The sequence below is a fragment of the Amycolatopsis sp. NPDC104775 genome (genome assembly GCF_055583325.1).
In genome coordinates this window covers 19,566-44,497 of sequence record NZ_JBVJOE010000022.1, presented here as the reverse complement: position 1 = coordinate 44,497, position 24,932 = coordinate 19,566, and the positions used below count along the sequence as shown (strand labels likewise).

26 protein-coding genes are annotated in these 24,932 nt (G+C 69.1%); 11 read left to right on the top strand and 15 right to left on the bottom strand.

What is annotated here, in order from left to right:
• Window positions 1–129 precede the first annotated feature (129 nt).
• Genes ACZ63D_RS42495 through ACZ63D_RS42485 form a run of 3 tightly spaced genes read right to left on the bottom strand, consistent with a single transcriptional unit; the run spans window position 130 to window position 2,126 of the window.
• The gene (locus ACZ63D_RS42495; RefSeq protein ID WP_465359994.1) at window positions 130–501 is read right to left on the bottom strand and encodes a YccF domain-containing protein; all 372 of its coding nucleotides are present in this window, start codon (window positions 499–501) and stop codon (window positions 130–132) included.
• A complete protein-coding gene (locus ACZ63D_RS42490; protein ID WP_465359993.1) occupies window positions 501–1,247 on the bottom strand; it encodes a PhzF family phenazine biosynthesis protein in 747 nt (248 codons plus the stop codon). The genes ACZ63D_RS42495 and ACZ63D_RS42490 overlap by 1 nt, the downstream gene beginning before the upstream one ends.
• A gap of 57 nt (window positions 1,248–1,304) precedes the next feature.
• Window positions 1,305–2,126, bottom strand: coding sequence for an ESX secretion-associated protein EspG (locus tag ACZ63D_RS42485; RefSeq protein ID WP_465359992.1), 822 nt, complete (start codon window positions 2,124–2,126; stop codon window positions 1,305–1,307).
• A gap of 80 nt (window positions 2,127–2,206) precedes the next feature.
• On the opposite strand from ACZ63D_RS42485, the gene ACZ63D_RS42480 reads away from it, so the two are divergent.
• Window positions 2,207–3,865, top strand: a complete 1,659-nt coding sequence (locus tag ACZ63D_RS42480) for an AMP-binding protein (protein ID WP_465359991.1) — start codon at window positions 2,207–2,209, stop codon at window positions 3,863–3,865.
• Between the two features lie 47 nt (window positions 3,866–3,912).
• Here ACZ63D_RS42480 and ACZ63D_RS42475 read toward each other — a convergent pair whose 3' ends face one another.
• Both ACZ63D_RS42475 and ACZ63D_RS42470 read right to left on the bottom strand, forming a co-directional pair.
• A complete protein-coding gene (locus tag ACZ63D_RS42475) occupies window positions 3,913–4,884 on the bottom strand; it encodes a R2-like ligand-binding oxidase (protein WP_465359990.1) in 972 nt (323 codons plus the stop codon).
• Entirely contained in the window at window positions 4,881–5,492 is a 612-nt protein-coding gene (locus tag ACZ63D_RS42470; RefSeq protein ID WP_465359989.1) for a TetR family transcriptional regulator, read from the bottom strand. The genes ACZ63D_RS42475 and ACZ63D_RS42470 overlap by 4 nt, the downstream gene beginning before the upstream one ends.
• A gap of 109 nt (window positions 5,493–5,601) precedes the next feature.
• Between ACZ63D_RS42470 and ACZ63D_RS42465 the strand changes: the two genes are divergently transcribed.
• A complete protein-coding gene (locus ACZ63D_RS42465; RefSeq protein ID WP_465359988.1) occupies window positions 5,602–6,222 on the top strand; it encodes an HAD family hydrolase in 621 nt (206 codons plus the stop codon).
• 7 nt (window positions 6,223–6,229) lie between these two features.
• Here ACZ63D_RS42465 and ACZ63D_RS42460 read toward each other — a convergent pair whose 3' ends face one another.
• Window positions 6,230–6,457 (bottom strand): hypothetical protein, encoded by a 228-nt coding sequence (locus tag ACZ63D_RS42460; protein WP_465359987.1) that lies wholly within the window; start codon window positions 6,455–6,457, stop codon window positions 6,230–6,232.
• Window positions 6,458–6,587: 130 nt separating this feature from the next.
• Here ACZ63D_RS42460 and ACZ63D_RS42455 point away from each other — a divergent pair, with 130 nt between their 5' ends.
• A complete protein-coding gene (locus tag ACZ63D_RS42455; RefSeq protein ID WP_101437344.1) occupies window positions 6,588–6,974 on the top strand; it encodes a cold-shock protein in 387 nt (128 codons plus the stop codon).
• Window positions 6,975–7,057: 83 nt separating this feature from the next.
• On the opposite strand, the gene ACZ63D_RS42450 is transcribed toward ACZ63D_RS42455, so the two are convergent.
• Genes ACZ63D_RS42450 through ACZ63D_RS42440 form a run of 3 tightly spaced genes read right to left on the bottom strand, consistent with a single transcriptional unit; the run spans window position 7,058 to window position 10,362 of the window.
• Window positions 7,058–7,534 carry a DUF2771 family protein gene (locus tag ACZ63D_RS42450; protein ID WP_465359986.1) on the bottom strand — a complete coding sequence of 159 codons (477 nt, stop codon included), beginning with the start codon at window positions 7,532–7,534 and terminating at the stop codon, window positions 7,058–7,060.
• Window positions 7,535–7,543: 9 nt separating this feature from the next.
• Complete coding sequence (locus ACZ63D_RS42445) at window positions 7,544–9,550, bottom strand: MFS transporter (protein ID WP_465359985.1); 2,007 nt, start codon at window positions 9,548–9,550, stop codon at window positions 7,544–7,546.
• 38 nt (window positions 9,551–9,588) lie between these two features.
• The gene (locus ACZ63D_RS42440; protein WP_465359984.1) at window positions 9,589–10,362 is read right to left on the bottom strand and encodes a glutaminyl-peptide cyclotransferase; all 774 of its coding nucleotides are present in this window, start codon (window positions 10,360–10,362) and stop codon (window positions 9,589–9,591) included.
• Window positions 10,363–10,413: 51 nt separating this feature from the next.
• On the opposite strand from ACZ63D_RS42440, the gene ACZ63D_RS42435 reads away from it, so the two are divergent.
• Both ACZ63D_RS42435 and ACZ63D_RS42430 read left to right on the top strand, forming a co-directional pair.
• Window positions 10,414–11,592, top strand: coding sequence for a DUF3027 domain-containing protein (locus ACZ63D_RS42435; RefSeq protein ID WP_465359983.1), 1,179 nt, complete (start codon window positions 10,414–10,416; stop codon window positions 11,590–11,592).
• On the top strand, window positions 11,589–14,381 hold the full coding sequence (locus tag ACZ63D_RS42430; protein ID WP_465359982.1) for a sacsin N-terminal ATP-binding-like domain-containing protein: 2,793 nt from the start codon (window positions 11,589–11,591) through the stop codon (window positions 14,379–14,381). Before ACZ63D_RS42435 ends, ACZ63D_RS42430 begins: the two co-directional genes overlap by 4 nt.
• Before the next feature lie 32 nt (window positions 14,382–14,413).
• On the opposite strand, the gene ACZ63D_RS42425 is transcribed toward ACZ63D_RS42430, so the two are convergent.
• Window positions 14,414–14,641, bottom strand: coding sequence for a DUF2530 domain-containing protein (locus ACZ63D_RS42425; protein ID WP_043827386.1), 228 nt, complete (start codon window positions 14,639–14,641; stop codon window positions 14,414–14,416).
• Between the two features lie 83 nt (window positions 14,642–14,724).
• Here ACZ63D_RS42425 and ACZ63D_RS42420 point away from each other — a divergent pair, with 83 nt between their 5' ends.
• The 3 genes from ACZ63D_RS42420 to ACZ63D_RS42410 all read left to right on the top strand — a co-directional run bounded on the left by ACZ63D_RS42420 (window position 14,725) and on the right by ACZ63D_RS42410 (window position 18,099).
• The gene (locus ACZ63D_RS42420; protein WP_465359981.1) at window positions 14,725–16,188 is read left to right on the top strand and encodes an NCS2 family permease; all 1,464 of its coding nucleotides are present in this window, start codon (window positions 14,725–14,727) and stop codon (window positions 16,186–16,188) included.
• A gap of 43 nt (window positions 16,189–16,231) precedes the next feature.
• Entirely contained in the window at window positions 16,232–16,663 is a 432-nt protein-coding gene (locus ACZ63D_RS42415; protein WP_009083883.1) for a MarR family winged helix-turn-helix transcriptional regulator, read from the top strand.
• A 179-nt stretch (window positions 16,664–16,842) separates the two neighbouring features.
• Window positions 16,843–18,099: an MFS transporter gene (locus ACZ63D_RS42410; protein ID WP_465360002.1), complete on the top strand. Its 1,257-nt coding sequence runs from the start codon at window positions 16,843–16,845 to the stop codon at window positions 18,097–18,099.
• 257 nt (window positions 18,100–18,356) lie between these two features.
• Here ACZ63D_RS42410 and ACZ63D_RS42405 read toward each other — a convergent pair whose 3' ends face one another.
• The 5 genes from ACZ63D_RS42405 to ACZ63D_RS42385 form a co-directional block, all read right to left on the bottom strand.
• Window positions 18,357–19,163 (bottom strand): arylamine N-acetyltransferase family protein, encoded by an 807-nt coding sequence (locus ACZ63D_RS42405; protein WP_465360001.1) that lies wholly within the window; start codon window positions 19,161–19,163, stop codon window positions 18,357–18,359.
• 94 nt (window positions 19,164–19,257) lie between these two features.
• Complete coding sequence (locus ACZ63D_RS42400) at window positions 19,258–19,881, bottom strand: superoxide dismutase (RefSeq protein ID WP_009083877.1); 624 nt, start codon at window positions 19,879–19,881, stop codon at window positions 19,258–19,260.
• Between the two features lie 112 nt (window positions 19,882–19,993).
• On the bottom strand, window positions 19,994–20,668 hold the full coding sequence (locus ACZ63D_RS42395) for a biliverdin-producing heme oxygenase (RefSeq protein WP_465359980.1): 675 nt from the start codon (window positions 20,666–20,668) through the stop codon (window positions 19,994–19,996).
• 77 nt (window positions 20,669–20,745) lie between these two features.
• Window positions 20,746–21,348 (bottom strand): TetR/AcrR family transcriptional regulator, encoded by a 603-nt coding sequence (locus tag ACZ63D_RS42390; protein WP_465359979.1) that lies wholly within the window; start codon window positions 21,346–21,348, stop codon window positions 20,746–20,748.
• Window positions 21,349–21,400: 52 nt separating this feature from the next.
• Window positions 21,401–22,897, bottom strand: a complete 1,497-nt coding sequence (locus tag ACZ63D_RS42385; protein ID WP_465359978.1) for a glutamate-cysteine ligase family protein — start codon at window positions 22,895–22,897, stop codon at window positions 21,401–21,403.
• Between the two features lie 217 nt (window positions 22,898–23,114).
• Between ACZ63D_RS42385 and ACZ63D_RS42380 the strand changes: the two genes are divergently transcribed.
• The 3 genes from ACZ63D_RS42380 to ACZ63D_RS42370 are packed head-to-tail and all read left to right on the top strand — an operon-like array spanning window position 23,115 to window position 24,930.
• Window positions 23,115–23,930, top strand: a complete 816-nt coding sequence (locus ACZ63D_RS42380) for a TrmH family RNA methyltransferase (RefSeq protein WP_465359977.1) — start codon at window positions 23,115–23,117, stop codon at window positions 23,928–23,930.
• A gap of 37 nt (window positions 23,931–23,967) precedes the next feature.
• Window positions 23,968–24,558: a DUF2537 domain-containing protein gene (locus ACZ63D_RS42375; RefSeq protein WP_465359976.1), complete on the top strand. Its 591-nt coding sequence runs from the start codon at window positions 23,968–23,970 to the stop codon at window positions 24,556–24,558.
• A gap of 18 nt (window positions 24,559–24,576) precedes the next feature.
• Window positions 24,577–24,930: an MmcQ/YjbR family DNA-binding protein gene (locus tag ACZ63D_RS42370; RefSeq protein WP_465359975.1), complete on the top strand. Its 354-nt coding sequence runs from the start codon at window positions 24,577–24,579 to the stop codon at window positions 24,928–24,930.
• Window positions 24,931–24,932: the final 2 nt, after the last annotated feature.

Here is a 24,932-nt window from a genome sequence, read left to right as displayed (position 1 = left end):
GACGAGGAGTGCTGAACGCGAAGGCGGCGATCCGCACGCCGCTGAATTCACGACCAGACGTCGACCCCGCCCGAGAGCCGAACCCGCCCGGCCAGCCCGTGATCGCCGCGCGTCAGTCGGGGACGGCCCTCAGGAGTCCACGATTTCCTTGCCCAGCGGCATCAACGAGATCGGGATCATCTTGAAGTTGGCCAGTCCCAACGGAATCCCGATGATCGTCAGGCACTGCACCGCCCCGGTGACCAGGTGCCCGATGCTCAGCCACAGTCCGGCGACCAGGAACCAGATCACGTTGCCGACGAAGGAGCCGGCGCCGGCGTCGCGCCGGTCGACGACCGTCCGGCCGAACGGCCACAGCGCGTAGTTCGCGATCCGGAACGACGCGATGCCGAACGGGATCGTGACGATCAGGACGCAGCAGATGACCCCGGCCAGCAGGTAGCCCAGTGCCATCCAGAAACCGGCGAAGACGAGCCAGATTACGTTGAGGATCAATCGCATCAGACGGACAACTCCCCGCTCATTACGGTGACGGCCTGGCCGCGCAGCAGCACGCGGTCATCGCGGACTTCGGTGCGTACGGTTCCGCCCCGGGCGGAAAGTTGCTGTCCGACGAGACTGTTCTTGCCCAGCTGCCGCGCCCAGTACGGGGCCAGCGAGCAGTGCGCGGAACCGGTGACGGGATCCTCGTCGACGCCTACGCCGGGTCCGAAGAATCGGCTGACGAAGTCGTCGCCTTGTGCGGTGATGATGAGCCGTCCGGTCCAGGTCGCGCGGAGGGCGTCGAGGTCCGGCCGTGCCTGACGGACCGCGTCGACGCTTTCGAGCACCGCGAAGAGGTTCTCGCGGGCTCGCCCGGTGAACGTGGCGGGCAGGTCAAGAATGTGGGAGAGGTCTTCGCCGGTCTCGACGGGCGGGTCGGCGGGGAAGTCCATCTCGATCCAGCCGTCGGCCTTGGTGCAGGTCAGCTGGCCGCTGAGGGTGTCGTAAACCTGGTGCCCGCCAAGGATGTGCGTGACGGCGATGGTGGCGTGCCCGCAGAGCGAGACCTCGTCGGTCGGGGTGAACCAGCGGAGCGATTTCGCGCCTTCGCCGGTGTTGACGACGAAGGCGGTCTCGGAGTGCTTCATCTCCGCCGCGACCTGCTGCATCCATGTTGCGTCGGCAGGTTGTTCGAGCACGACGACGCCCGCCGGGTTGCCGGCGAAGGCCTGGTCGGTAAAGGCGTCGACTAGGTGGAACCGCATGGAACCGATCCTGCCCTGCCGCGCGAGGCCAGGGCATCGGGGATTAGCCCTGAATTCTCAGCGCACGCCCTCTTCGATGGTCTCCAGCAGCCACTTGCGCAGGTGCGCACCCGTCGAGGGCGTGAAGTGCAGCCGGAATCCGCCGTCGGGCAACGGTTCCGAGAAGGTCAGGTAGCGCCCGCCGTCGGTGTCGACGAACGTCGCCGTCGAGATCGGGCGGAGCGTGCCTTGCCGTGGCCGCAGCGAAAGTTCCACGGTTCCGTGCCGGTGCAGCGGCCACTGCGAGTACCCGGCGAGCGCGTCGCGATCCTGGCGGGAAGGGGCGGGAGCCTCGGCGTTGCGTTTCGGCGGCGGGGCTTGGGTGATCGCCACCGGGGACACCGGGAGCGCGGGATAGGGCGGAAACATGCTCAGCACCAGATCCACCAGCCGCTCCGGCCGGACCTGGCGGAAGCGAAGCCCGTTGTCGACCTGTTCGGAGAACACGCCGAGGCCCTCGCCGATGCACGCGCGGTACAGCACGGTCCCGGACGGCAGTTCCGCCGCGCGCACGATGATCAGCACGTCCGGCCTCGTCCAGGCGCGCAGGGTCGCTTCGACGTCCCGGTCGAGTTTCTCCGCGTCCGCGAGGCCCCTGGCGCGCAGCGCGTTCCACGCTTCCTCGGCCAGCCGGTGGTGCTCGGTCATCGTCGCGCCCGCGCTGCGGATCTCGAACGGATGCCACGACGCGGGCAGTCCGGTGCGCCGTACGGCCACGTCGGTCTCGGTCCAGCCCAGGGAGAATTCCTCCGGCAACGTCCCCGTCCCCTCGTGCACGAAACAGCCCCGCACCGAGGGTAGCGGAACGCGCACGACGGTCAGCCGCTCGTGCGAGCGCACCCCATAACGAGGGTGGTGGAAAGGTCCGAAATCGAGCTTAGACTCGGGCTCGTCGAAGAAGACCGCCACGGGAGGCACCGATGCCTGACGCGCCTGCACTGCCGAGTTACGCCTCCGGGACCTCCAGCGTCCCCCTGCTCGGTGACACGATCGGGGACAATTTCGACCGTACGGTGGCCGCGTTCGGCGACCGGGACGCGCTCGTCGACCGCGAAGCAGGCGCCCGCTGGACCTACCGCGAACTCGCCGCCGAGGTCGACACCCTCGCGCACGGGCTGGTGGCCTCCGGCGTCGGCAAGGGCGACCGCGTCGGCATCTGGTCGCCGAACCGGGCGGAATGGACGTTCCTGCAGTACGCGACGGCGAAGATCGGCGCGATCCTGGTCAACATCAATCCGGCCTACCGGTCGCACGAGCTGAAGTACGTGCTCAACCAGGCAGGCATCCGGCTGCTGGTGGCCGCGGACAAGTTCAAGACGTCCGACTACGCCGCGATGATCTCCGAGGTCCGGCCGGACTGCCCCGCGCTGGAAGCCGTCGTCCTGCTCGGCACCTCGTCGTGGACCGATCTGATGGAGTCCGGCCGCGGCGGCGACCCGGAGCGGCTCGCCCGGCTGCAGGCGGCGCTGTCCGCGGACGACCCGATCAACATCCAGTACACGAGCGGCACCACCGGTTTCCCCAAGGGCGCGACGCTCAGCCACCACAACATCCTCAACAACGGCTATTTCGTCGGCGAGCTGTGCAATTACACCGAGCAGGACCGGGTGTGCATCCCGGTGCCCTTCTACCATTGCTTCGGCATGGTGATGGGCAACCTCGCGTGCACCAGCCACGGCGCGTGCATGGTGATTCCGGCCCCCGCGTTCGACCCGAAGGCCACGCTCGCCGCGGTCGCCGCCGAACGCTGCACCTCGCTCTACGGCGTTCCGACGATGTTCATCGCCGAGCTGAACCACCCCGAGTTCGAGACGTTCGACCTCGGCTCACTGCGCACCGGCATCATGGCGGGCTCGCCGTGCCCGGTCGAGGTGATGAAGCAGGTCATCGACCGGATGGGGATGACCGAAGTGTCCATTTGCTACGGCATGACCGAGACGTCGCCGGTGTCCACGCAGACCCGCGCCGACGACTCGGTGGAACGCCGGGTGTCCACGGTCGGCCGGGTCGGCCCGCATCTGGAGTCCAAAGTGGTCGATCCGGAAACCGGGCTGACCGTGCCGCGCGGCACTCCGGGAGAATTGTGCACCCGCGGCTATTCGGTGATGCTCGGCTATTGGGAGGAACCGGAAAAGACCGCTGAGGCGATCGACGCCGCGCGCTGGATGCACACCGGCGACCTCGCGATCATGGACGACGAGGGGTATCTCAACATCACCGGCCGGATCAAGGACATGGTGATCCGCGGCGGCGAGAACATCTACCCGCGCGAGATCGAGGAATTCCTCTACACCCACCCGGACGTACTGGACGCGCAGGTGATCGGCGTGCCGGACGTCAAATACGGCGAGGAACTGATGGCCTGGATCCGGATGCGCGAGGGCGCGGAGCCGCTGACCACCGAAGCGGTGCGCGAATTCTGCCAGGGCAAACTGGCGCATTACAAAATCCCGCGCTACATCCACGTGGTCGAGGAATTCCCGATGACGGTGACCGGGAAGGTGCGCAAGGTCGAAATGCGCCAGCAGTCGGTGACGTTGCTTGGGCTGGAACAGGCGGCTTCGCAGAAGCACGCGTGACACGGACCGGCGGCCGTCCGATGTGGACAGCCGCCGGTCTTTCGTCGTCAGGCGGAAGCGGCCGCGGCGGCTTCGGCGAGCGCCTTTTCGTCTTCCTCGCCGAAGGTTTCCTCGAGTTGCTCGGGCGAGTAGTCGAGGTCGATCTGCTCGACCGGCGTGCCCCGCGCGGATTCGATCGCCCCGAGGCGGCGCTGTGCGCGGTCGGCGGCGTACTGGAGCAATTCCTCGGGGTCGTTGTCGAACGGGACTTCCTCGAACTGGTCCTGCACCCACTGGATCATGCCGAGGGCGTGCGGCAGGAGTTCGCCCATGCGTTCCTGCACGGCGTCCCACATCGTGTCGTCCGCGGCGACGTGCCGGCGGCAGGTGAACGTGCCCCACGCCATGTGGCGGCGTTCGTCGTCGCCGATGTGCCGCACCAATTCCTGCATTCCCGGCAGGATCTGGTTCTGCGTGCAGATCAGCTGCCACGAGTAATACCCGGTGAGCGCGAGGCTGCCTTCGATCACGTGGTTGTACGTCACGCTCGCGCGGATCTGGTTGAGCGGACTAGGATCGTCCTCCAGTGCGCGCAATGACTGCGGCAGTTCCTCGTAGAAAAGCTTGCGGTAGTGCGGATTTTCCGCGACGTAGGAGTGCAGGTCGTGGTCCAGCCCGACGGCGTCCATCCAGCGCCGGAAGACCTCGACGTGCTTGGCTTCCTCGAAGCAGAACTGCGTCAGGTACATCTCGTCGCCGAACCGGCCGGTCGCCGACATCGCGCGCATGAACGGCTGGATGTCCTCGGTCACCGCCTCCTCGCCCGCGATGAACTGCGCGACCAGGTAGGTGGTGGAGCGCTGCTGCTCGGGCGTCAGGCTTTCCCAGCCCTCGCGTTCGCGGCTGAAATCGAGGTCCGCCGGGTTCCAGAACTTCTTGTTGCCCTTGACGAACAGCCGCAACGGGAACGAGTCCCAGTTCAGCCCGCCCTGACGCAGGGACGAGAAGCCGCTGCGCAGTTCGGGAAGCGTCTCGGTCATGACTGGCCCTCTCGTTTCACTCCATTGTGGACGAATTGGTCGATGGCGGGGGCGAGCACCGCGAGGATCGACTCCGCGGCCTCGGCCGCGGAATGCGTCGGCAGCACCAGATGGCTGAGCGACAGCCGGACCACCGTTTCGGCGAGCAGCGCGGCGGCTTCCGGCGTGAGCCGGGGTTCGAGCGCGAGGTACTGCTGCGCCGCGAGATCGGCCGCCGCGGTGAGGATCGGCTCGCCGCGCGAGGTCAGCAGGGGCAGCAGATCCTCGCCCGCCTCGGTGCCGAGCGCCGCCGCGATCAGCCGGTTCTCCCTGGCGTGCTCGATCGTGTAGACGACCGCGCCGCGGATGCCCGTGAGCAAACTCTCCGCGTCCTCGAACCGGCACCGGATGCCGTCGAGGAATTCCGCCGCGACGCGCAGTGCGACGGCCTGCGTGAGCGCCGCCTTGCTGCCGAACTCGTTGTAGACCGTCTGCCTGCTGACCCCGGCTTTCGCGGCAACATCGGCCATCCGGAGGCCTTGGTGGCCGCGGTCGGGGAGCAGGTCCGCGGCCGCGTCCAGCAGTGCCTCGCGAAGCGTCGCCTTGGTCCGCTCGGTGAAGCTGGTCACACCGTCAGCTTGACACAGGATCAATCTGTGTCAAGAAGCTTTACCTGGATGGTCCACGTGTACAGCGGAGCGGAAAGTATTGTCGGAGCGGACGGCTACCGTGTCGGACGTGGGCATCACTGTGGGGTTCGACCTCGACATGACATTGATCGACCCGCGGCCGGGCATGGTCGCGGCGATGAACGCGCTCGGGAAGAAGTCCGGGCTGCCGTTCGACGGAGAGGCGTTCGCTTCGAACCTCGGGCCGCCGCTCGATCAGGCGCTGCGCGATTTCGGCGCGCCGGAGGACCGGATTCCCGAGCTGATCTGGCAGTTCCGCGAGCTGTACCCGGAGACGGTCGTGCCGAGCACGGTCGCGCTGCCGGGCGCGGCCGAGGCGCTGGAGGCGGTCCGGGCGGCGGGCGGGCGGACGGTGGTGGTCACCGGGAAGTACGGGCCCAACGCCCAGATGCATCTCGACGCGCTGGGCATGAAGGTCGATGCCCTGGTGGGCGAGCTGTGGTCCACGCAGAAGGCCGCGGCTCTGCTGGAACACGAGGCGCGGGCGTACGTCGGCGACCACCTTGGCGACGTGCGGGGCGCGCGAGCGGCCAACGCGACGTCAGTGGCCGTGGCGACCGGGCCGTGCACCCGCGAGGAACTGGCCGCCGAAGGCGCGGACGTGGTGTTCGACTCGCTGGTCGAATTCCCCGAGTGGTTTGCCAGGACGTTCGTCGAGACCGCGGTGTAAGCGCTGGTCAGCCGTGCTTTCCGGCGCGGGCTTCCTGGATCAGGGCGATCAGCCCGAGCAGGAGGCCGAGCGGGGTGATCACGCCGGCGGCCGCGCTGAGCCACACCGGCAGGTTCTCGAGGCCAGCGGCGAACATCACGAACACCGTCGCCACCGCGAGCATGCCGATGGCGAACAGGCCGATGCCGAGCCGCATGAGGATCGGTTTGCCGGTCTGTTTCGTTGGGCTCTCCATGGGGTGAGAGTAACCGGACTATCCGCTTCTCCCCAGAGCGTGTGGCGAGATACGCTTGTCGGACGCGCGCCTCGAGATCGCTCGGGGCGCGTTCGTCGTGACCTGCACAGCAGAAGGACTGGTGAGGGAAGTGCCGACCGGCAAGGTCAAGTGGTACGACGCGGAGAAGGGGTTCGGCTTCGTCACGCAAGACGGCGGTGCGGACGTCTACATCCGCAAGGCCGCGCTGCCCCACGGCGTGGAGGGGCTGAAAGCCGGGCAGCGGCTCGAGTTCGGCGTGGCCGACGGCAGGCGCGGGCCGCAGGCGCTTTCCGTCCGGCTGCTGGACCCGCCGCCGTCGGTCGCCGAGGCGCGCCGCCGTCCCGCGGAGGAGCTGCACGGCCTCATCGAGGACATGATCAAGCTGCTGGAGCTGAAGGTTCAGCCGGATCTGCGGCGCAACCGGTACCCGGACCGCAAGAACACCAAGCAGATCGCGGAGATCATGCGCGCCGTCGCGCGCGACCTCGACCCGTGATCAGCCGCGCTACCGCTTGAAAACAGTGAAGGGCTCCGTACGGGAAATCTCCCGCGCGGAGCCCTTCACGGCTTTTCGAGGACTCAGGGGCGCTGTACCTGCAGCGACCACAGCGCCGTCGTGACCGCTTCCGCGTCGTTCGGGTCGCCGGTGCGGCTGACCACCGACGCCTGGGCGATCTCGATCACCAGGATCTGGTCGTCCTTCGCGGGCGTGGTCGCGGTGTAGGCGTAGCGGTCGCGGGAGGTGATGATGTCCTCCTTGAGCGGCTGGGGCTCGCCCTTGCCGTTCACGTACTGCACGGTGACCTTCCACGGCGTCTCGGCGATTTCCTTCGGCACCGAGATCTGTACCGACCGGCCCGGCCGCACCTTGAGCTTGCCCGTCGCGCCGGGGTTGGCCGCGCAGACGCCCGATTTGATGTCGCAGTTGCCGATCGGGGCGACGTTGATCGTGTGCCCGTCGGCGTAGAAAGTCACCTCGGCCGGACCCGGCGCGGAACAGCCGGCCACCGCGAAACCACCGGCCGCGAGCACGGCCACCACCCGGGAACGTCGCATGGCCCGAGATTACCGGCGGCCTCGCGCGGGCCCCGGAGCGGGGAAGCCGCCGGTCGGCTCTGGGCGCAATGGGCGATTGCCGCCGAGGCCGGGCAGGAGCGAACCGCCGCGCTGCACCAGGAACGTCTGCGTCAGGCCGACCGCCAGCAGGAGCGTCACGACCAGGAAGCCGATCCAGTACGTCGGCGGCAGCAGCAGCCCGACCGCGCCGCCCAGGCACCACGACAGCTGCAGCACCGTCTCCGAGCGGCCGAACGCCGAGGCGCGCGACTGCTCCGGCAGGTCCTCCTGGATCACCGCGTCGAGGCTGATCTTCGCCAGCGCGCTGGCCGTCGCGCCGATGAGGCCGACGATCGCCGCCGTGGCGAGGCCGGGCAGCAGGGTCGCGACCAGCGTCGTCACGACGCACGCCGCCACACAGCCCACGATCACCTGGTCCGCCGAACCGAAGTGCAGCCGCGAACCCAGTGCGTTGCCGATGAACCCACCGACCCCGGCCGCCGCGCCGATGATGCCCAGCAACAGCAGTTGCACGAACGGACTGTGCCCGGCGTGCTCGGTCTGTGCCTTCACCGCGAACGCGGCGAACATCATCAGGAAACCGGTCAGCACGCGCACGGAACCGTTGCCCCACAAGGCCACGACGATGTGCCGGCCCATCGGCTGGCGCTGCCGCTTCTGCTTCGGCTCCGGCCGCGCGGACAGCGACGTGGGGACCTCGCCCTCGGTCACCTCGACCCACGACGGGATACGCATCGACTGCACGGCCGCGGCTACGCAGATCGCGGCGGTGAACCAGAGCGCGCCGGAGGAGTTGGTGAGACTGCTCACGCCGCTGGCCAGCGCACCGAAGACACCGCCCGCGATCAGGCCGAACACGGTGATCCGCGCGTTGGTCTTCGACAGCGTGATCTCCGGCGGCACCACGCGGGGCGTGACCGCCGCCTTCAGCACGGTGAACGACTTCGACAGCACCATCATGCCGAGCGCCGCCGGGTACAACAGCCAGTCGTCGAAGTGCAGCGCCATCACCACGGCCATCAGGCCCTGCCCGATCGACGAGACGCACATCGCGAGCCGGCGGCCGCGCTGGATCCGGTCCAGCGCCGGGCCGATCACCGGCGCGACGAGCGCGAACGGCGCGATCGTGATCAGCAGGTACAGCGCGACCTTGCCCTTGCTCTCCCCGCTGGTCGCGGCGAAGAACAAGGTGTTGGCCAGCGCGATCGCCATCGCGGCGTCGCTGGCGTAGTTCAGCATCACCGCGTACATCAGCGAGGTGAGACCGGACTTGTCCGCGCCGTCCGCCTTGGTGGCGCGCTGGAACGCGCCGATCGCCTGCCCGCTCAGCTGACGGCTGCGCAGCGCGGCGACCCGCGTGACGGTGAGCTTCTTCGGCAGTTTCGGGATCGAGCCCGCGCCCGGGACGGCGGCGGTGGTGTGCAGCGCGTCGTCCTGCTCGGCTTCGATGCGTGGCTCGCCCGCGTAACCCCCGGTGTCGTAGTGCTCGTAGCCGACGCTGCCGGGGCGGTCGTCGTACGGCCGCGGGTGGACGGGCTCGGTCCGATGGTCGCGCGGCGGGTACGGCCGGGCACCGCGCGGCGGTGGCGGCGGCCGGTGTCCCATGGGGACGGCACCGGTGGGCGCTTCCTCGGCGTTCGGCGGGAACGGCGGCGCGTCGTCGTAGAACGCGCTGCGCGGCTCCGGACGTCCGGGGTAGCGGCGCTGATCGACGTGTTCGGTCCGCGGCGGCGGTTCGCCCGGGCGGCCGCGGGGCGGTTCGGGCGGGATGCGCTCCGGACGAGCCCTCGGCGGCTCCGGCGCGTACTCCGGCGGAGCCTGGCGAGTGCGCTGGTCAACAGCCTGATCGACCCGGGTCGGCGGGGCGTCGCGCCACGAGCGGGCCTGCGCCGCGCCGGGCTCGGGCGTCCAGCGGCGCTTCTTCCGCCCACGGCCTTTGCCCGACTGCCCGCCGAGGGGGCTGTCGGAACTGGAGCGCGAGCTGAAGAGGGCCACGGTTCAATCCTGCCTCATCGGGGTCCCGCGCCGCCCGCTCACGTGCCGGTTCGCTGATTTTCCGGGACGAACTTCACGCGGAACGACGTCGCCCACAGCTTCCCGGTGAGAAGGAATTCGTCCGTGCCGGGAATCGCGGCGATGCCGTTCAGCACGTCCTCGCCCGGCCGGGCGGGCTTGCGGAGCTTGCTGGCGTCGATCTTCGCGGTGACGCGTCCGGTGTTGGCGTCGATGCGCAGAATGGTGTCGGTCTGCCAGACGTTCGCGTAGACGGTGTCGCCGACGCACTCCAGTTCGTTCAGCTGATCCTGCCCGACCTCGACGGAACCGGTGACCGCAAACGTTTGCGGGTCGCGGAAGGTGAGCGTCGACGAGCCGTTGCTCATGACTAGTCGCCCGCTGGGCTGGTGACAGAGCCCCCAGCCCTCACCGTCGTAATGGACGCGCCGCAGCTCGGCGAGCGTCTGGGAGTCCCGCTCGATCGCGATTCCGTCGCGCCAGGTCAGCTGCCACAGCTTCGGCCCGAGCACCGTGATGCCTTCGGCGAACAGCGGCGACGGCACCGTCACCTGTTTGGCCGGTGCGCCGCCGGCCGGGCCGGCGGTGAGCGCGGACTTGCCTTCGAGCCCGCGGCTCTCGTACAGCGTCGTGCCGGCGTACTCGAGCCCTTCGGTGAAGGCCGTCGAGTCGTGCGGCAGCGTTCCGAGCACCTCGACGGCGAGCTGTTCGGGCTGGGCGGGCGTCGCTTGGGTGCCCGCGCATCCGCCGAGCAGGGCAGCGGCCACCAGGGGCCAGACGATCCGGGTTCGCACGAGGAACAGCCTGGCACGGGCGGCGCGGATGCGTGCGGCACAATTGGGGGTATGACGCTGCTGTTGACCCTGGACGACGGCTCTCTCCACCGGAAGCTCGCGGACGCCGTGGCGGTCGCGCGGGAGGCCGTGCTGGCGGAAGCCCCCGCTGACCAGGTCGGCGAGCACGTCGGAGTGGAACGCGAGGACGCCGTTTCGGCGAGCCACCTTTTCGAAGCCTCGGTGCCCGGCTACCGCGGCTGGCGCTGGTCGGTCACCGTCGCGGTGGCCGGACCGGACGAGCCGGTCACGGTGAGCGAGCTGGTGCTGCAGCCCGGCCCGGAGGCCCTGGTCGCGCCCGCCTGGGTGCCGTGGGAGCAGCGCGTGCGCGCGGGCGACCTCGGCGTCGGCGACCTCTTCCCGGCGGACAAGGACGACCCGCGCCTCGCACCCGCGTACCTCCAGTCGGACGACCCGGCGGTCGAGGAAGCGGCGCTCGAGGTCGGCCTCGGCCGGGTCCACGTTCTTTCCCGCTACGGCAGGCTGGACGCGGCGGCCCGCTGGCACACCGGCGAGTTCGGCCCGCGTTCGGACATGGCCCGCAGCGCCCCCGCGACCTGCGGGACCTGCGGATTCTTCGTGCCGCTGGCGGGTTCGCTGCGCGGTTCGTTCGGAGCTTGCACGAACGACATCGCGCCCGCGGACGGGCACGTCGTGGACGTCGCTTACGGGTGCGGGGCGCATTCGGAGGTGCGGGTCGAGGTGACGTCCTCGGTCCCGGTGGCGGAGCTGGTCTACGACGATTCGCTGATCGACTTCACGCCGCTTCCGGAGGCGGCAGTTGAGCCGAGCGCCGTCGCGGACCCGGCGGTGGTCGAAGAGGCGGCGGCCGCGGCGGCGGAGGAGACCGCTGAGGTGTCGGCGGTGGAGCCGGAAGCGGCCGCGGAAGTGGCGGTCGAGGAAGCTGCCGCTGAGGTGGCGGTCGAGGAATCTGCTGAGGTTGAGCCGGTTGCCGGGGAGCCTGCGGTTGAGGTCGCGGAGCCGGTGGAGAACGCGGCTGGCGAGCAGGCGGTCGAGGAACCCGCGGACGAAGCTGCCGAGGAACCCGCGGTTGCCGAGCCCGTCGAGGCTTCGGCGGCGGGCACTGCGGCTGACGTCGTCGTCGAGACCGTCGCACCGAACGAAGCCGCGGAACCCGGTCACGAGGCGCGGCAGCAGGACGACTCCGACGGGAGCGATGTCGTCCGGTGAACGAAGTCGCTGGGGGAGCGGCTGATCCTTTCGGGACAGTCCGGCTGCGGGAAGCGGTCCTGAGCGCTTGGCGCGATTCGCCTACCCGTTTCACCGAAGACACCAACTCCGAACGTGACCTGCGCGTCGGCGCTTACCGCGATCGGCTGTTCGTCGAGCTGGCGCAGAACGCGGCCGACGCCGCCCAGATCGCGGGCGAGCCAGGGCGGATCCGGGTGTCCGTTGTGGACGGTGAGCTGCGGTTCGCCAACACCGGCGCGCCGTTGGACACCCTGGGCGTCGAATCGCTTGCGTCGTTGCGAGCGTCGGCTAAGCGGGGAACTGTCGGCAGGTTCGGCGTCGGCTTCGCGGCCGTCCTGACGGTGACCGACGAGCCTCGCGTCGTTTCGACCTCGGGCGGCGTCGCGTTTTCCGCGCAGCGCACGCGGGAGGAGTCCGGCCGGGGCGGCGACGTTCCGGTGCTGCGGCTGCCCTTCCCGATCGCCGAACAGCCAAGCGCTGGGTTCGCCACCGAAGTGCGATTGCCGCTCCGGGAATCCGGCGAGGGGCTGCTCGACAGCCTGGCCAACGAGATCGAGGATCTGCTGCTTGCGCTGCCGTGGCTCGCTGAGGCCGAAGTGGACGGTCGCAAGTGGACTCGAAGCGGGGAAGAGATCGTCGAGATCACCTCCCCGGCGGGACAACGGCGTTGGTTGAAGCACGGGGTCTGGGCGGTTCCGGTCGACGCCGAAGGCGTGCCGCAGCCGCTCGAAGACGACGTGCTGCACGCGCCGACGCCGACCGACGAAGGTCTTTCGCTTCCGGCGCGGTTGATCGCGGAAGTGCCGCTGGAGCCGTCTCGGCGGAGGGTGCTGCCCGGGGCGGAACTCACTCACGCGCTGGAGAAGGCGGCGAGCGAATACGTCGCGCTGGTCCGGGCGGTCAAAGCAGAGTATCGGCCGATCCTGGTCCCGGCGGCGGGATTCCCGCTGTCCACTGTGGACGCACAGCTGAAAGACCTGGTGTACGCCTCGCTCGCGCAGGAGCCCTGGCTGGCCACGGTGGACGGTCACGAAGTCTCCGGGCAGCAAGCCCGGGTGCTCGACATCGACGGCCTGGCTCCGCTGCTCGCGGACGTCATTCCGGGCCTGGTGCAGGCGAATCCGAGGCTGCTCAAGCCGGTGTCCGCGCACATCCTCGGCATCGGTGACGTTCTCGAAGTGTTGACCGGCATCGATCGCGAGCCCGACTGGTGGCGGAAGCTGTACGCGGAGCTGGCGGTCGCGGTCGAAAGCCATGCGCTCAGCGCGAATCAGCTGGACGGGCTTCCGGTTCCGTTGTCCGACGGGCGGACGCTGCCGGGCGTCAAGGGCGCGCTGCTGGTCGACGGCAGCAGCGAACTGCGAGAACTTCTGTCCGATGTGGACGTTCCCGGTCTCCGGCTGGTGCATCCGGGAGCAGCGCACTCATTGCTGGAACTGTTGGGGGCCAAGCACGCTGACGCGCGGCAGCTGCTCGAAGCGGAACAGCTCCAGTACGCGGTAGAGCACAGCGTCGCCGACGTTCAGTCCGGTTTGGATGGAATGAACCTCGCCGGTGCGGTGCTCCGGCTGGTCACGGATTGCGGCGGGCTGGCCCCAGAGTGGATCGGAGCGCTGGCGCTGCCCTCGGAGGACGGCTGGCGGCGCGCGGACGAACTGGTGCTGCCGACGTCGCCGTTGCTGGACGTGATCGACCCCGAGGTGTTCGAGCCCGGCGGCGCGCTATCCGTGCTGGACGAGGAATTCGCCGAGGACTGGCCGACGGAAACCCTCGTCGCGGCGAAGGTGCTCGATTCGTTCGCGGTCGTGCTGGACGAACAACCGCACGAACCCGACCACAATCTGCCGGACGAAGAACAGTGGTGGGATTCGTTCGACCAGCCGCCGACGACGGTGGTGTCCATCCGGGACCTCGACCTCGTCGCGGACGACGCCTGGCCGGACGCGCTCCGGCTGATCGCGGCGCGCCCGGAAACCTGGCAGGCCTTGCACAGCCCGGACGGCCACGCGGGCTGGTGGCTCGCCCGCTACGCCTTGCTGGCCGGGGAAGCGCCGGGCGCGTGGCGGCTCGCGTCGGCGACCGCGCTGGCGGGGCTGTACGACCCGGTGCCGGACCTCGGGCTGAGCGACGACCTGCTCCGCGCCGCTGGCGTCCGGACCGGACTGGACCTGGAAACCGCCGAAGACGTCACAGATCTGCTGGAACGACTCGGCGATCCCCAGCGGACGCCGACGCCGGGCCTGGTGGCCCGCGCGCACGCGGCGCTGGTGGCCGCGCCCGTCGACATCACTGACGTCGACGCGCCCGCCCGAGTCCGCGCGGCGGACGGAAGCGTCGTCGAGGACGCCGTGGTGCTGGACGTGCCCTGGATCGCGGCGGCGCTCGACCCGGCGAAGATCCTCGTCGCACCCGCGGAGCCGGAGCGGCTGGCGGAACTCCTGGACGTCCCGGTGACGAGCAGCCTCAAGGCCGAGGTGGACAGCACCGGCGAGTACGTCGCGTGGGCCGACCTGCCCGCCCTCGCGCTCGCCGCGGACCAGCTGGGCATCGCGTTGCCGGAGGGCGGCGTGCTGCTGCACGACCCGCTCACGGTGACGGTCGATGGCGAGACGGCCGAGGTGCCGTGGTGGTCCGATGACCGGTTGCACGCGGCGGACACGTCCGAGGGGTTGGCCCGGGCCTTCGCGTGGGCGAGCGACCGCTGGGGCGAGCGTTACCGCATTACGGCGCTGCTGGAAGACCCCGCGCCGCGCACCATGCTGAACTGACCTCGTGAAGCCGGGGAGAACCGGCGGGAACGTCAGAGCCGCTGGGCCGATTTCGACCCGCGCCGGGCCGCCGCTCGCTGCCAGAAAATGATCCCGAATCCGATGAACCCGAGCGCGATCCCGGCCAGGCACGTCTGCACCCACACGCCCCCGCTCGTGAAGAAGAGCACCACGAGCGCGACAAGCCAGAGCGCAGTACCTACGATCACCACCGGCGTCAGGTCGGTGAGCCGCTTCGGCAGGTCCGGCGTGTGCCGCAAGGCGGCCGGAGCGTCCGGGGCACTGGTCGGTTCGTCCACGGACCAGAGCTTACCCGGACGGAAACAGCGAGACAGGCGGGGAAATGGCGGAGCAGCGCGAACGGGCCGGGTCCACACTGGACCGCTTCTTCCGGATCAGCGAACGCGGGTCGAGCACCGGGCGGGAGATCCGCGGCGGCGTGGTCACCTTCGTGACGATGGCCTACATCGTGGTCCTCAACCCGCTGATCATCGGCAGTTTCGCGGCCGACACCCCGTCCGCGCACAAGGACGTGCTCGGCCACATCCTCCCGGTGCCGCAGGTCGCGGCGGTGACCGCGCTGGGCGCCGGGGTGCTGACGATCCTGATGGGCCTCGTCGCCAACTATCCGTTCGGCATCGCCACCGGGCTCGGCATCAACAGCCTGCTCGCGGTCACCATCGCGCCGCAGATGAGCTGGCCGGAGGCGATGGGCCTGGTGGTCATCGAGGGCGTGATCATCGTCCTGCTCGTGCTCACCGGCTTCCGCACCGCGGTGTTCCGCGCCGTGCCGCCCGCCCTCAAATCCGCGATCGCGGTCGGCATCGGGTTGTTCATCTGCCTGATCGGCCTGGTCGACGCCGGGTTCGTGCGGCGGCTGCCGGACGACGCGCACACCACCGTGCCGGTCGGGCTCGGCATCGGCGGTTCGATCGCGTCGTGGCCGACCGCGGTGTTCGTCGTCGGGCTGCTGCTGACCGCGGTGCTCGTGGCCAAGCGCGTCAAGGGCGCGATCCTGATCGGCGTGCTCGGTTCGACCGTGCTCGCGATCGTGGTCGAGGCGATCGTGAAGGCCGGGCCGTCCAACGGCACCGACCCCAAGGGCTGGAACCTCGGCTACCCGGCGCTGCCGGAGAAGGTCGTCGGCCTCCCCGACCTGTCGCTGGTCGGCGACGTGTCGTTCGGCGCCTGGACCCGGCTGCCGATCATCACCGTGGTGCTGCTGGTCTTCACCCTCGTGCTCGCGGACTTCTTCGACGCCATGGGCACGATGACCGGCCTCGGCAAGGAAGCCGGGCTGGTCGGCAAGGACGGGCAGCTGCCGAACGTCGGCAAGGCGCTGTTCGTCGAGGGTCTCGCGGGCGCGGCTGGCGGGTTTGGCTCGGCCAGCTCGAACACGGTGTTCGTGGAATCCGCGTCCGGCATCGCGGAGGGCGCGCGGACCGGGCTGGCGAACGTGGTTACCGGTCTGCTCTTCATCGCCGCGATGTTCCTGACCCCGCTGTATCAGGTCGTGCCGGTCGAGGCGGCCGCTCCAGCGCTGGTCGTGGTCGGCGCGCTGATGATGGCGCAGGTCCGCGACATCGACTTCACCGATTTCAAGATCGCGCTCCCCGCGTTCCTGACCATCGTCGTCATGCCGTTCACCTACTCGATCGCCAACGGCATCGGCGCCGGATTCGTGAGCTACGTCGTGATCCAGGCTGTCACCGGCAAGGCTCGGAAGATTCACCCGCTGATGTGGGTGATCGCGGTGGCGTTCGTCGCCTACTTCGCCGTCGGGCCGATCGAAGCCGCACTCGCCTGACCGGCGTAAACACCGAGTGCAGGTCGTGAGGTATGCTAACTATATGTCCGGCGACCCGCACGAGCGATCACTGGCGAGCCGCCTGCGTCTCGCGGTGGTGCGGCTCAACCGCCGTCTCCGGGCACAGCGGGTGGCTGACGACGTGTCGCTCACGCAGATCGCGGCGTTGTCCACCCTGCACAAATGCGGTCCGCTGACCCCCGGTCAGCTCGCCGCGAAGGAAGGCGTCCAGCCGCCCTCGATGACGAGGGTCATCGCCGCGCTCGAGGAGATGGGGTTCGTCGAGCGCAGGCCGCACCCGACCGACGGCCGCCAGGCCATCGTCGAGCTGTCCGACGACGGGCTCGCGTTCGTGCGCAAGGCCATCTCGGTGCGGGAAGCGTGGCTGGACCGGCAACTGGCCGAACTCGGCGAGGAAGAGCTTGAAGTGCTCTCCCGAGCCGCGGAGATCATCGACAGGATGGCGGGGAACTAGCACAGGTGACCACCACGGGTAGCGAAACAGGATGTCCGGCCCAATCCACTGCTACCCGGGACACGGCACCGCCGCCGTCCAGTGCCGCTCCGCCTGGTCCTCGTTCCGTTCCGGCCGGGAAATCGTCTTCCGTGCCGGATTCCGCCGCGGAATCCCCGGAAACCAAGACCCGCCGCACGATGTTTTCGTCGCTGCGCGTGCGGAACTACCGGCTGTTCTTCAGCGGCCAGGTCATCTCGAACATCGGCACCTGGATGCAGCGCATCGCCCAGGACTGGCTGGTGTTCACGCTGTCCGGCAACGATCCGGTGGCGCTCGGCATCGCGGTCGCGCTGCAGTTCATCCCGACGCTGCTGCTGTCGCTGTGGGCGGGCGTGCTCGCCGACCGCGTCGACAAGCGCAAGCTCCTGATGCTGATCCAGTCGGCGAACTGCCTGCAGGCCGTGCTGCTCGGCGTGCTCGACCTGACCGGCGTCGCCCAGCTGTGGCACGTCTACCTGTTGTGCGTGATGCTCGGGACGACCTCGGCGATCGAGGTTCCGACGCGGCAGTCGTTCGTCGCCGAGATGGTCGGCCGTGACCAGGTGGCGAACGCGGTCGCGCTGAACTCGTCGATCTTCAACATGGCGCGCATCGTCGGACCGGCCATCGCCGGGTTCGCGATCACCTGGGTCGGCACTGGCTGGCTGTTCATCGCGAACGCGGCGAGCACGCTCGCGGTGATCGCCGGGGTCGCGCTGATGAACCCGGCGAAGCTGTTCCGCGGTCCGGCGATTCCGCGCGCTAAGGGCCAGCTGATGGAGGGCCTGCGCTACGTGCGCGGGCGGCCGGATCTGGTGACGGTCATGGTGCTGATGTTCTTCGTCAGCACGTTCGGCATCACTTACTTCACCTCGCTGCCGATCGTCGCCGCGAACGTCTTCCACACCCAGGCTGACGGCTACGGTCTGCTGTCGACGCTCGTCGCGGTGGGCACTTTCACCGGCGCGCTGGCGTCGGCTCGCCGGGGAGTGAAGAGCCGCCCCCGGGTGCGGCTGATGCTGGTGTCGGCGGCGTTGCTCGGGGCGTTCGAGTTCATCACCGCGTTCATGCCGACGTACCTGGCGTTCGGGATCGGGCTGATCCCGCTCGGCTTCGCCACGATCACCTTCCTGAACACGGCGAACGCGCTGGTGCAGACGTCGGTGTCGCCGGAGATGCGCGGCCGCGTGATGGGCATCTACGTGCTGGTGCTGATCGGCGGGAACCCGATCGGCGGGCCGATGACCGGCTGGATGGCCGACGCGTTCGGCGGCCGGTCGCCGTTCTACATCGGCGGCGCGATCTCGGTGGTCGCGGCGGTGGTGTGCGCGGTGGTGCTGATCCGGCGCGGCGGCGTCCGGCTGCCTCGGCGGCTCGGGAACGGCCTGCGGATTTTGCCTCGGGAACGGGTCTGACCTGCGGTAATGGCAGTCAGGCGAGGCCGAGGCCGCCGAAAGTTGTCACTCGGGCGGGTGAGACTGAGGTCTCCGCGGGGACGGTCTTGCCTCTGTTGGTGAGGTTAGGCTAACCTCATACACGTCCGCTTCGTGGTGGGAGCGGCAGTCAGTTCGGGAACGGACAGAGCCCCGCAACCTGGGAACCCCGGGAGGCGGGGCTCTGTTCATGGTCCGGGCTCTTCGCCGTGAGGGCAAGGCCGTTCACGACGTGGGCGTCAGGACGGGTGCGGGGTCGGCTTCGAGGTCTCCAGCGGATGTTCGCCCGGGCGCATCGGAAGCCGGCGCAACCGCAGGCCGAAGTACACGTGGTAGGCCATCCGCACGGCCTCGTCGTTCGGCAGCAGCACCTCGTTCCGCACGCCGTCGACCGTCTCGATCAGCCGGTCGCCGGACAGCGTCACGCGACCTTGGGCGGTCGGGCGGGAGCAGGTCAGGTTTCGCGTGAAATGCGACTGCGGCGACGTCGCCTGCCACCACGCCATCGGCGCGAAGTCCGACAGCTGCCGTGGGCGGCGCTCCAAGCGGTACTCGGGCTTGCCGTCGCGCAGGACGTCCACGTCGCCGTAAGGCGCGTCCAGAAGCAGGTAATCGCCCTCCAGATCGCTCTGCGGCTCGACCGCGGACAGCGCCAGCGGTTGCCGGCTGAATCTGCCGAAGCCGACGTCCACCAAGTACTGCTCGTCGTCGAGCTGGACGAGGACGGCGGCGTGGTCCAGCGGCGGGCCGGGCACTCCGGCGTCGTTGAAGACCCGGGCCGCGTGCAGCGTCGCGGCGAAGCCCAGCTCTCGCAGCAGGGCGGCGAAAAGACCGTTCAGCTCGTAGCAGAATCCGCCGCGGCGACGGCGCACGAGCTTGTCGAAGAGTGCTTCTTCGGTGAGTTCGATGGGTTCCCCGAGGTGCACGCTCAGGTTCTCGAACGGGACGTGCATCAGGTGCCGCTCCTGCAGCAGGCGCAGCGCGGCCAGGTCGGCCGATGCGGGCACCGGCAGGTCCAGGCGAGCGAGGTAGGCGTCGACGTCCATGGGTTCCACTCTCACACCTCCAGTGCACTCCAGGTCAAGCGAAAAAACGGGGCCCGGCCCTTTCGAGGGCCAGGCCCCGCGGCTGCCGCGGGCCTCAGCTGAGCAGGAGGCCGTTGCCGCCGGCGACGGCGTTGTCGAAGCGCTTGCTGATCTCGGCCCAGTTGAAGATGTTCCACAGGGCGTTGACGTAGTCCGGCTTGACGTTCTTGTAGTCCAGGTAGAACGCGTGCTCCCAGACGTCGACCAGCAGGATCGGCACGGTCGGCAGGATCAGGTTGTTGTGGTGGTCGCGCAGCTGCTGGGTGATCAGCGTCTTGCCGATCGGGTCCCACGACAGCGCGCCCCAGCCGTTGCCCTGGATGGTGGTCGACACCGCGGTGAACTGGGCCTTGAACTTGTCGAACGAGCCGAACGCCTCGTCGATCGCCGCGGCCAGCTCGCCGGTCGGCTTGTCCCCGCCCTCCGGCGAGAGGATCTTCCACCACACCACGTGGTTGGCGTGCCCGGCCAGGTTGAACGCCAGCGTCGTCTCCAGGCCCACGATCGAGCCGAAATCGCCCGCCTCCCGCGCGGCGGCGAGCTTGTCCAGCGTGTCGTTCGCGCCCTTGACGTAGGTCGCGTGGTGCTTGCTGTGGTGCAGCTCGTTGATCTCGCCCGAAATGTACGGCGCGAGAGCACCGTAGTCGTAATCGAGTTCGGGCAGCTCGTACCGGGCCATGGGCCCTCCTTCTGATCGACGCGCGGTTTTCCTGCGGCTTCCCTCTCGGGCACCTTCTAAAACCGAGCCTCGTACTTCAAGCAAGGTGGAGGTCAACCCGCTGTGACCCGGGTCATGCCGCCGGATCGCGGTACCGCGCGAGGTCGAGAGCGAGTTCGTCGAACACCGCCACGTTGTGCTCGAAGGCGACCACGGATTCGTCGATCACCCGGGCGCGGTCTTCCTCGCTCCACGGCGCTTCGTCCAGCTTCGCGCGGTAGCGGTCGCGGAACGCGGGTGCGCTGCCGATCTGGTCGAAGCGGTAGAAGAGCGTGCCTGCCTCGGCGAGGTCGAACTTCTTCTCCAGCAGCCGCCGGATGATCTGGCCACCGGCGATGTCGCCGAGGTAGCGCGTGTAGTGGTGCGCCACGAAGCCGCCGGACCAGTGCGACGCCTCGGCGATCCGCGCGGTGTAGGCCTCGGTGGCGGCGAGCGGGGCGATCTCGGTGCGCCAGCCGGGGCCGACGAGGTGGGCGAGGTCGCGTTCCAGCGCGGGCAGCCGCCGCAGCTCCTCGAACACGAACTGGCTGCCGACCGGATCGTCGGCCATCGCGTCACCGGCGCGCTCGATCGCCTGGTAGATGAAGTAGTACTGGGTGGCCAGGGCCGCGTAGCCCGCCAGCGTCAATTCACCGCCGAGCAGGGCGTTCATGTACGTGGAGTGGTTGGCCTTGTCGTGCACCGTCCTCGTGGACTCGCGCAGCTGTCCGGAGAACGGGCTGGCTTCGAGGTCCGCGGTCACCGTCATCAAAGGCCTCCCGACGTCTTTATGACAAGCTGTCAGAAAGACTGTAAGCCAGAATTGCGACTTAGGCTACCCTAAAATCAGCGTTTTTCTGGCGAGCCGACCGCTCGCCGGACGAATCGCACCGCGGCTTCGATGGCGTCTTCCAGCTGGTCAGCGGGCACATCGATGACCTGACGGCTGCCGAGCGCGGCGGTAATCATCGGAACCACCACGTCGAGGTCTTGCGCGGGCCAGCTGCCCGCGTCGACTCCGGCGAGCAGCACGGTGCGAAGCTGTTCGATGATCGGGTCGGCGTGCGCGCTGATCCGCTGATACGCCGCGGGCGCGAGCGCGGACTCCAGCGCGGTGCCCGGCGGAAGGTGGTGTTCGGCCAGCACGCGCAGCTGCAGCCGGACGAACGTGGCCAGCTGGGCGACCGGGTCGCTTTCGGCCTCCACCGCCTCGCGCAGCCGCTCGACATAGCGCGCGGCCTCGTCCTCCACGAACGCGACGAGCAGGCTTTCCTTGTCCGGGAAGTGGTTGTACATCGCGGTCCGGCCAAGCCCGGCCTCCGCGGCGACTCCGGCGAGCGTGATCGCGTCGAACCCGCGTTCGTACAGCTGCGCGCGGACGACGTCGAACACCCGTGACCGCACTTCGCGGCGATGCGCTTCGAGCGAACCGCCGAGCACCTTCGGCACGCGTGCCACCCCCTTCCCGTGCGAAACACTGTAGGGGACTTCGCGAACCGGCTCAGTCGTCGAGCGACCAGGTGTGCACCGGTTCGCCTTCGGCGGACAGTTCCAGGTACCGCCGCAGCATCCAGTTGAGCGCGGTCTCGCGATCGGCTCCGCGTTCGTGCGCGCGCAGCACGTAGTCCCGCTGCCAGGCCGCGCCGTTGCGGCGGGCGAGGCATCGGCGTTCGATGATGCCGAGATAGCGGACCCGGGCTTCGTCGGAGACATCCGACCGGCGCAGGCCTTCGTGCGCCAGCGGCAACAGCACCCGCAACGCCAGTTCGTCCGGCGGGATCCAGCCGATGCCGGGCCAGTACAGCTGCGCGTCGAAGCCCTTGCGCGCGCCCTCGTACAGGTTTTCTTCCGCTGCCTGGAACGACATTTGCGACCAGACCGGCCGTTCCTGCTCCGCCAGCGCGCGTTGCGCGCCGTAGAAAAACGCCGCGTTGGCCACCATGTCGGCGATCGTCGGACCGGCGGGCAGCACGCGGTTTTCCACGCGCAGGTGCGGCAGGCCGTCGACGACGTCGTACACCGGCCGGTTCCAGCGCCAAATCGTTCCGTTGTGCAGCCGCAGCTCGGAAAGCTTCGGCGCCTGCCCGGATTCCAGCGCTTCGATCGGGTCTTCGAGATCGGTTTCGGGCAGCAGGCCCGGGAAATAGCGGACGTTTTCCTCGAACAGGTCGAAGATCGACGTGATCCACCGCTCGCCGAACCACACCCGCGGCCGGACGCCCTGGTTTTTCAGCTCCTCCGGCCGCGTGTCGGTGGCCTGCTGGAACAACGGGATCCGGGTTTCGTGCCACAACGTCTTGCCCAGCAGGAAAGGCGAGTTCGCGGCGAGCGCGATCTGCGCGCCGGCCAGGCATTGCGCGGCGTTCCAGTGCGCCGCGAATTCCTCCGGGGCGACCTGCAGATGCAATTGGACCGAAGTACAGGCGGCCTCCGGGAGAATGGACTCCGCGTAGTGCCGCAGTCGTTCCGGCTGGCCGCCGGGCAGCGCCGGACCGTCCATCGCGAGCGCGATCCGCTCGCCGCGGGCGGCGAAGATCTCGTCGTTCAGCGACGAATAGCGGGTTTTGTGGGAAAGCCACTTCTGGTCGAAATGCTCCGGGCCCAGCGTCGGCAGAATGCCGATCATGGCCACCGACGAGCCGGTGTGCGCCGCGCTCGCCTGCGCCTTCGTGAGGTAGGAGTGCAGGTCTTCTTCCAGGTGCAGCGCGGAATCCCCGGCCAGCGGCCGCGGCGGCACGTTGAGTTCGAGGTTGTGCTGGCCGAGTTCGGTGGTGAACGCGGAGTCGCCGAGCGCCTCCAGCACGACCGAGTTGGTCATCGACGGCCGCAGCTGCCCGTCCACCAGGTTCAGCTCGACTTCGAGGCCAATGTTCTTGCGGGGAAAGGAAAAACTCCCGTCGGTGAGCATCCGCGCCAAGGTGTCGAGGCAGCGCTGGACCTTCCGGCGGTACCGTCCGCGATCGAGCCGGCCGGGATGTGCCGAGAGATCCGTACCCATGGTTCGACGCGCTCCTTGGCTGCTGTCCGCAGTGGTCTGGGCGGCTAGGTCGCCAGGGAGACCACCGTCGCACAGCGAACTGCCCCCGGCTAGCGGCCAAACTGGTGCTCTCCGTCACCGGCGGTTGACCCGGTGCGTGACTAGGCCATTTGCTCTAGCGGGTACCCAGCGTTCGGACCAGTAAACGCGGGTTCGAGTGGGTGCGAGACTGTCCGATGTGGCTCAACTGATCTTCACCGAGGACCGGGCGCATCCAGGCCTCGACGACTTCCGCGACCTGTCCACAGCGGACCGTCGCCCGGACCGCCCCGGCGGTCGCGGGCTGGTGATCGCCGAAGGAACCGTCGTGGTCGGACGGCTGCTCGCGTCGCGTTATCCGGTGCGAGCGCTGCTCGGCGTGGAGAGACGGCTGCGGGAATTGGAAGACGAACTCGCCGGCGTCGACGTGCCCGCTTATGTGACGTCGGCGGAGACGATGGCCGAGGTCGTCGGTTTCCATCTCAACCGCGGCGTGCTCGCGGTCGCGGATCGCCCGGAACCCCCGACGGTTTCCCAAATCGTGGACAGCGCCCAGGTTCTCGCGGTGCTCGAAGGCGTCGGCGATCACGAAAATCTCGGCGCGATCTTCCGCAACGCCGCCGCGCTCGGCGTCGGCGGGGTCGTGCTGGGTCCAGGTTGTTCGGATCCGCTTTACCGGCGCAGTGTGCGAGTTTCGATGGGACACGTGCTGCGCGTCCCGTTCGCGTCTTTCGACAGCTGGCCCGGTGGCCTGGATGTGCTGCGGGCCAGGGGTTTCACGGTGGCCGCGCTGACGCCGCGGGCGGATTCCGTGCCGCTGCGCGGATTGCGGGAAAAGGTGCCGGGCCCGATCGCGCTGCTGCTCGGCGCGGAGGGGCCGGGGCTGACGGACGCGGCGATCGAGGCGGCGGACGTCGCGGTCCGCGTGGAGATGGTGCCCGGCGTCGACTCGCTGAATGTCGCCACGGCCGCGGCGATCGCGTTCCATGAAGTCTCGGCGGGCATCGCCCACTAAGGTGACCTCCGGCACGTTCTTTGCGGGGAGGGGCACCATGGAGCTGCGGATCCGCGGCGAGGAGGCGGTGCTCGCCGGGCCGGGCGGCGAGCACGCGCGGGAGGTCGACCCGCGCCGGCTCGCGATCGGTGCCGACCTGGCCCAGGCGCTGCACGAATGGGCCCGCGTGGCTTCGGCGGTCGCGCGCTCCGACTCGGACGTCGACGTCGCCGGTTCGGTTGTTTCGCAGCGTGGCCGCCAGCTCGCCGCGCGACTGGCCGCGGTGATGGGCACCGAGGTGCGCTTCGTCGACCCGGTGACGGGCGTGGAGACAGTGGTCGAACCGCCGCCGCGGCCGGATCAGCCCGCGCGGCCCCGAACTCCGGACGAGCCGACGCCCTGGTTCACCGGGCTCACTGTGTCGGCGTTCGCGGCGGCTGTGGTGATCGTGGCGATGCTCGCGCTGGCTGGCACGCTCGCGCGCGAGACGAACACCTGGCTCGCGCTGATCGCGTCGCTCGTGGTGACCGGCGGCGTCGCGCCGTCGCTGTGGCTGGGCCGCAAGGTGCCGATCCTGCGCTGGGCGGTGTACGGCGCGGGCGGCGGTCTGGTGCTCGCCTGGATCGGCGTGCTGGCCACGGTGTTCTGACTCGCGGATACTGGCCCGATGGCCCCGCTCGACAACCTGCGCGCGCTTTGCCTCGCCCTGCCCGAAGCGACCGAACGGCTCAGCCACGGCGAACCGACCTGGTTCGTCCGCGGGCGCAAGACGTTCGTGATGTTCGCCGACCGGCACCACGACGACAAGGTGGCGTTCTGGTGCCCCGTTCCGCCTGGCGTTCAGGAGGAACTGGTGCGCACCGAACCGGAGCGGTTCTTCCGGCCGCCCTACGTCGGGGTGCACGGATGGCTCGGCGTGCGGCTCGACGTGGACGTCGACTGGGCCGAAGTGGACCAGATCGTGCGCGAGGCGTATCGGCACGTCGCGCCGAAAAAACTGGCCGCGCTGCTGGACGCCTGAAA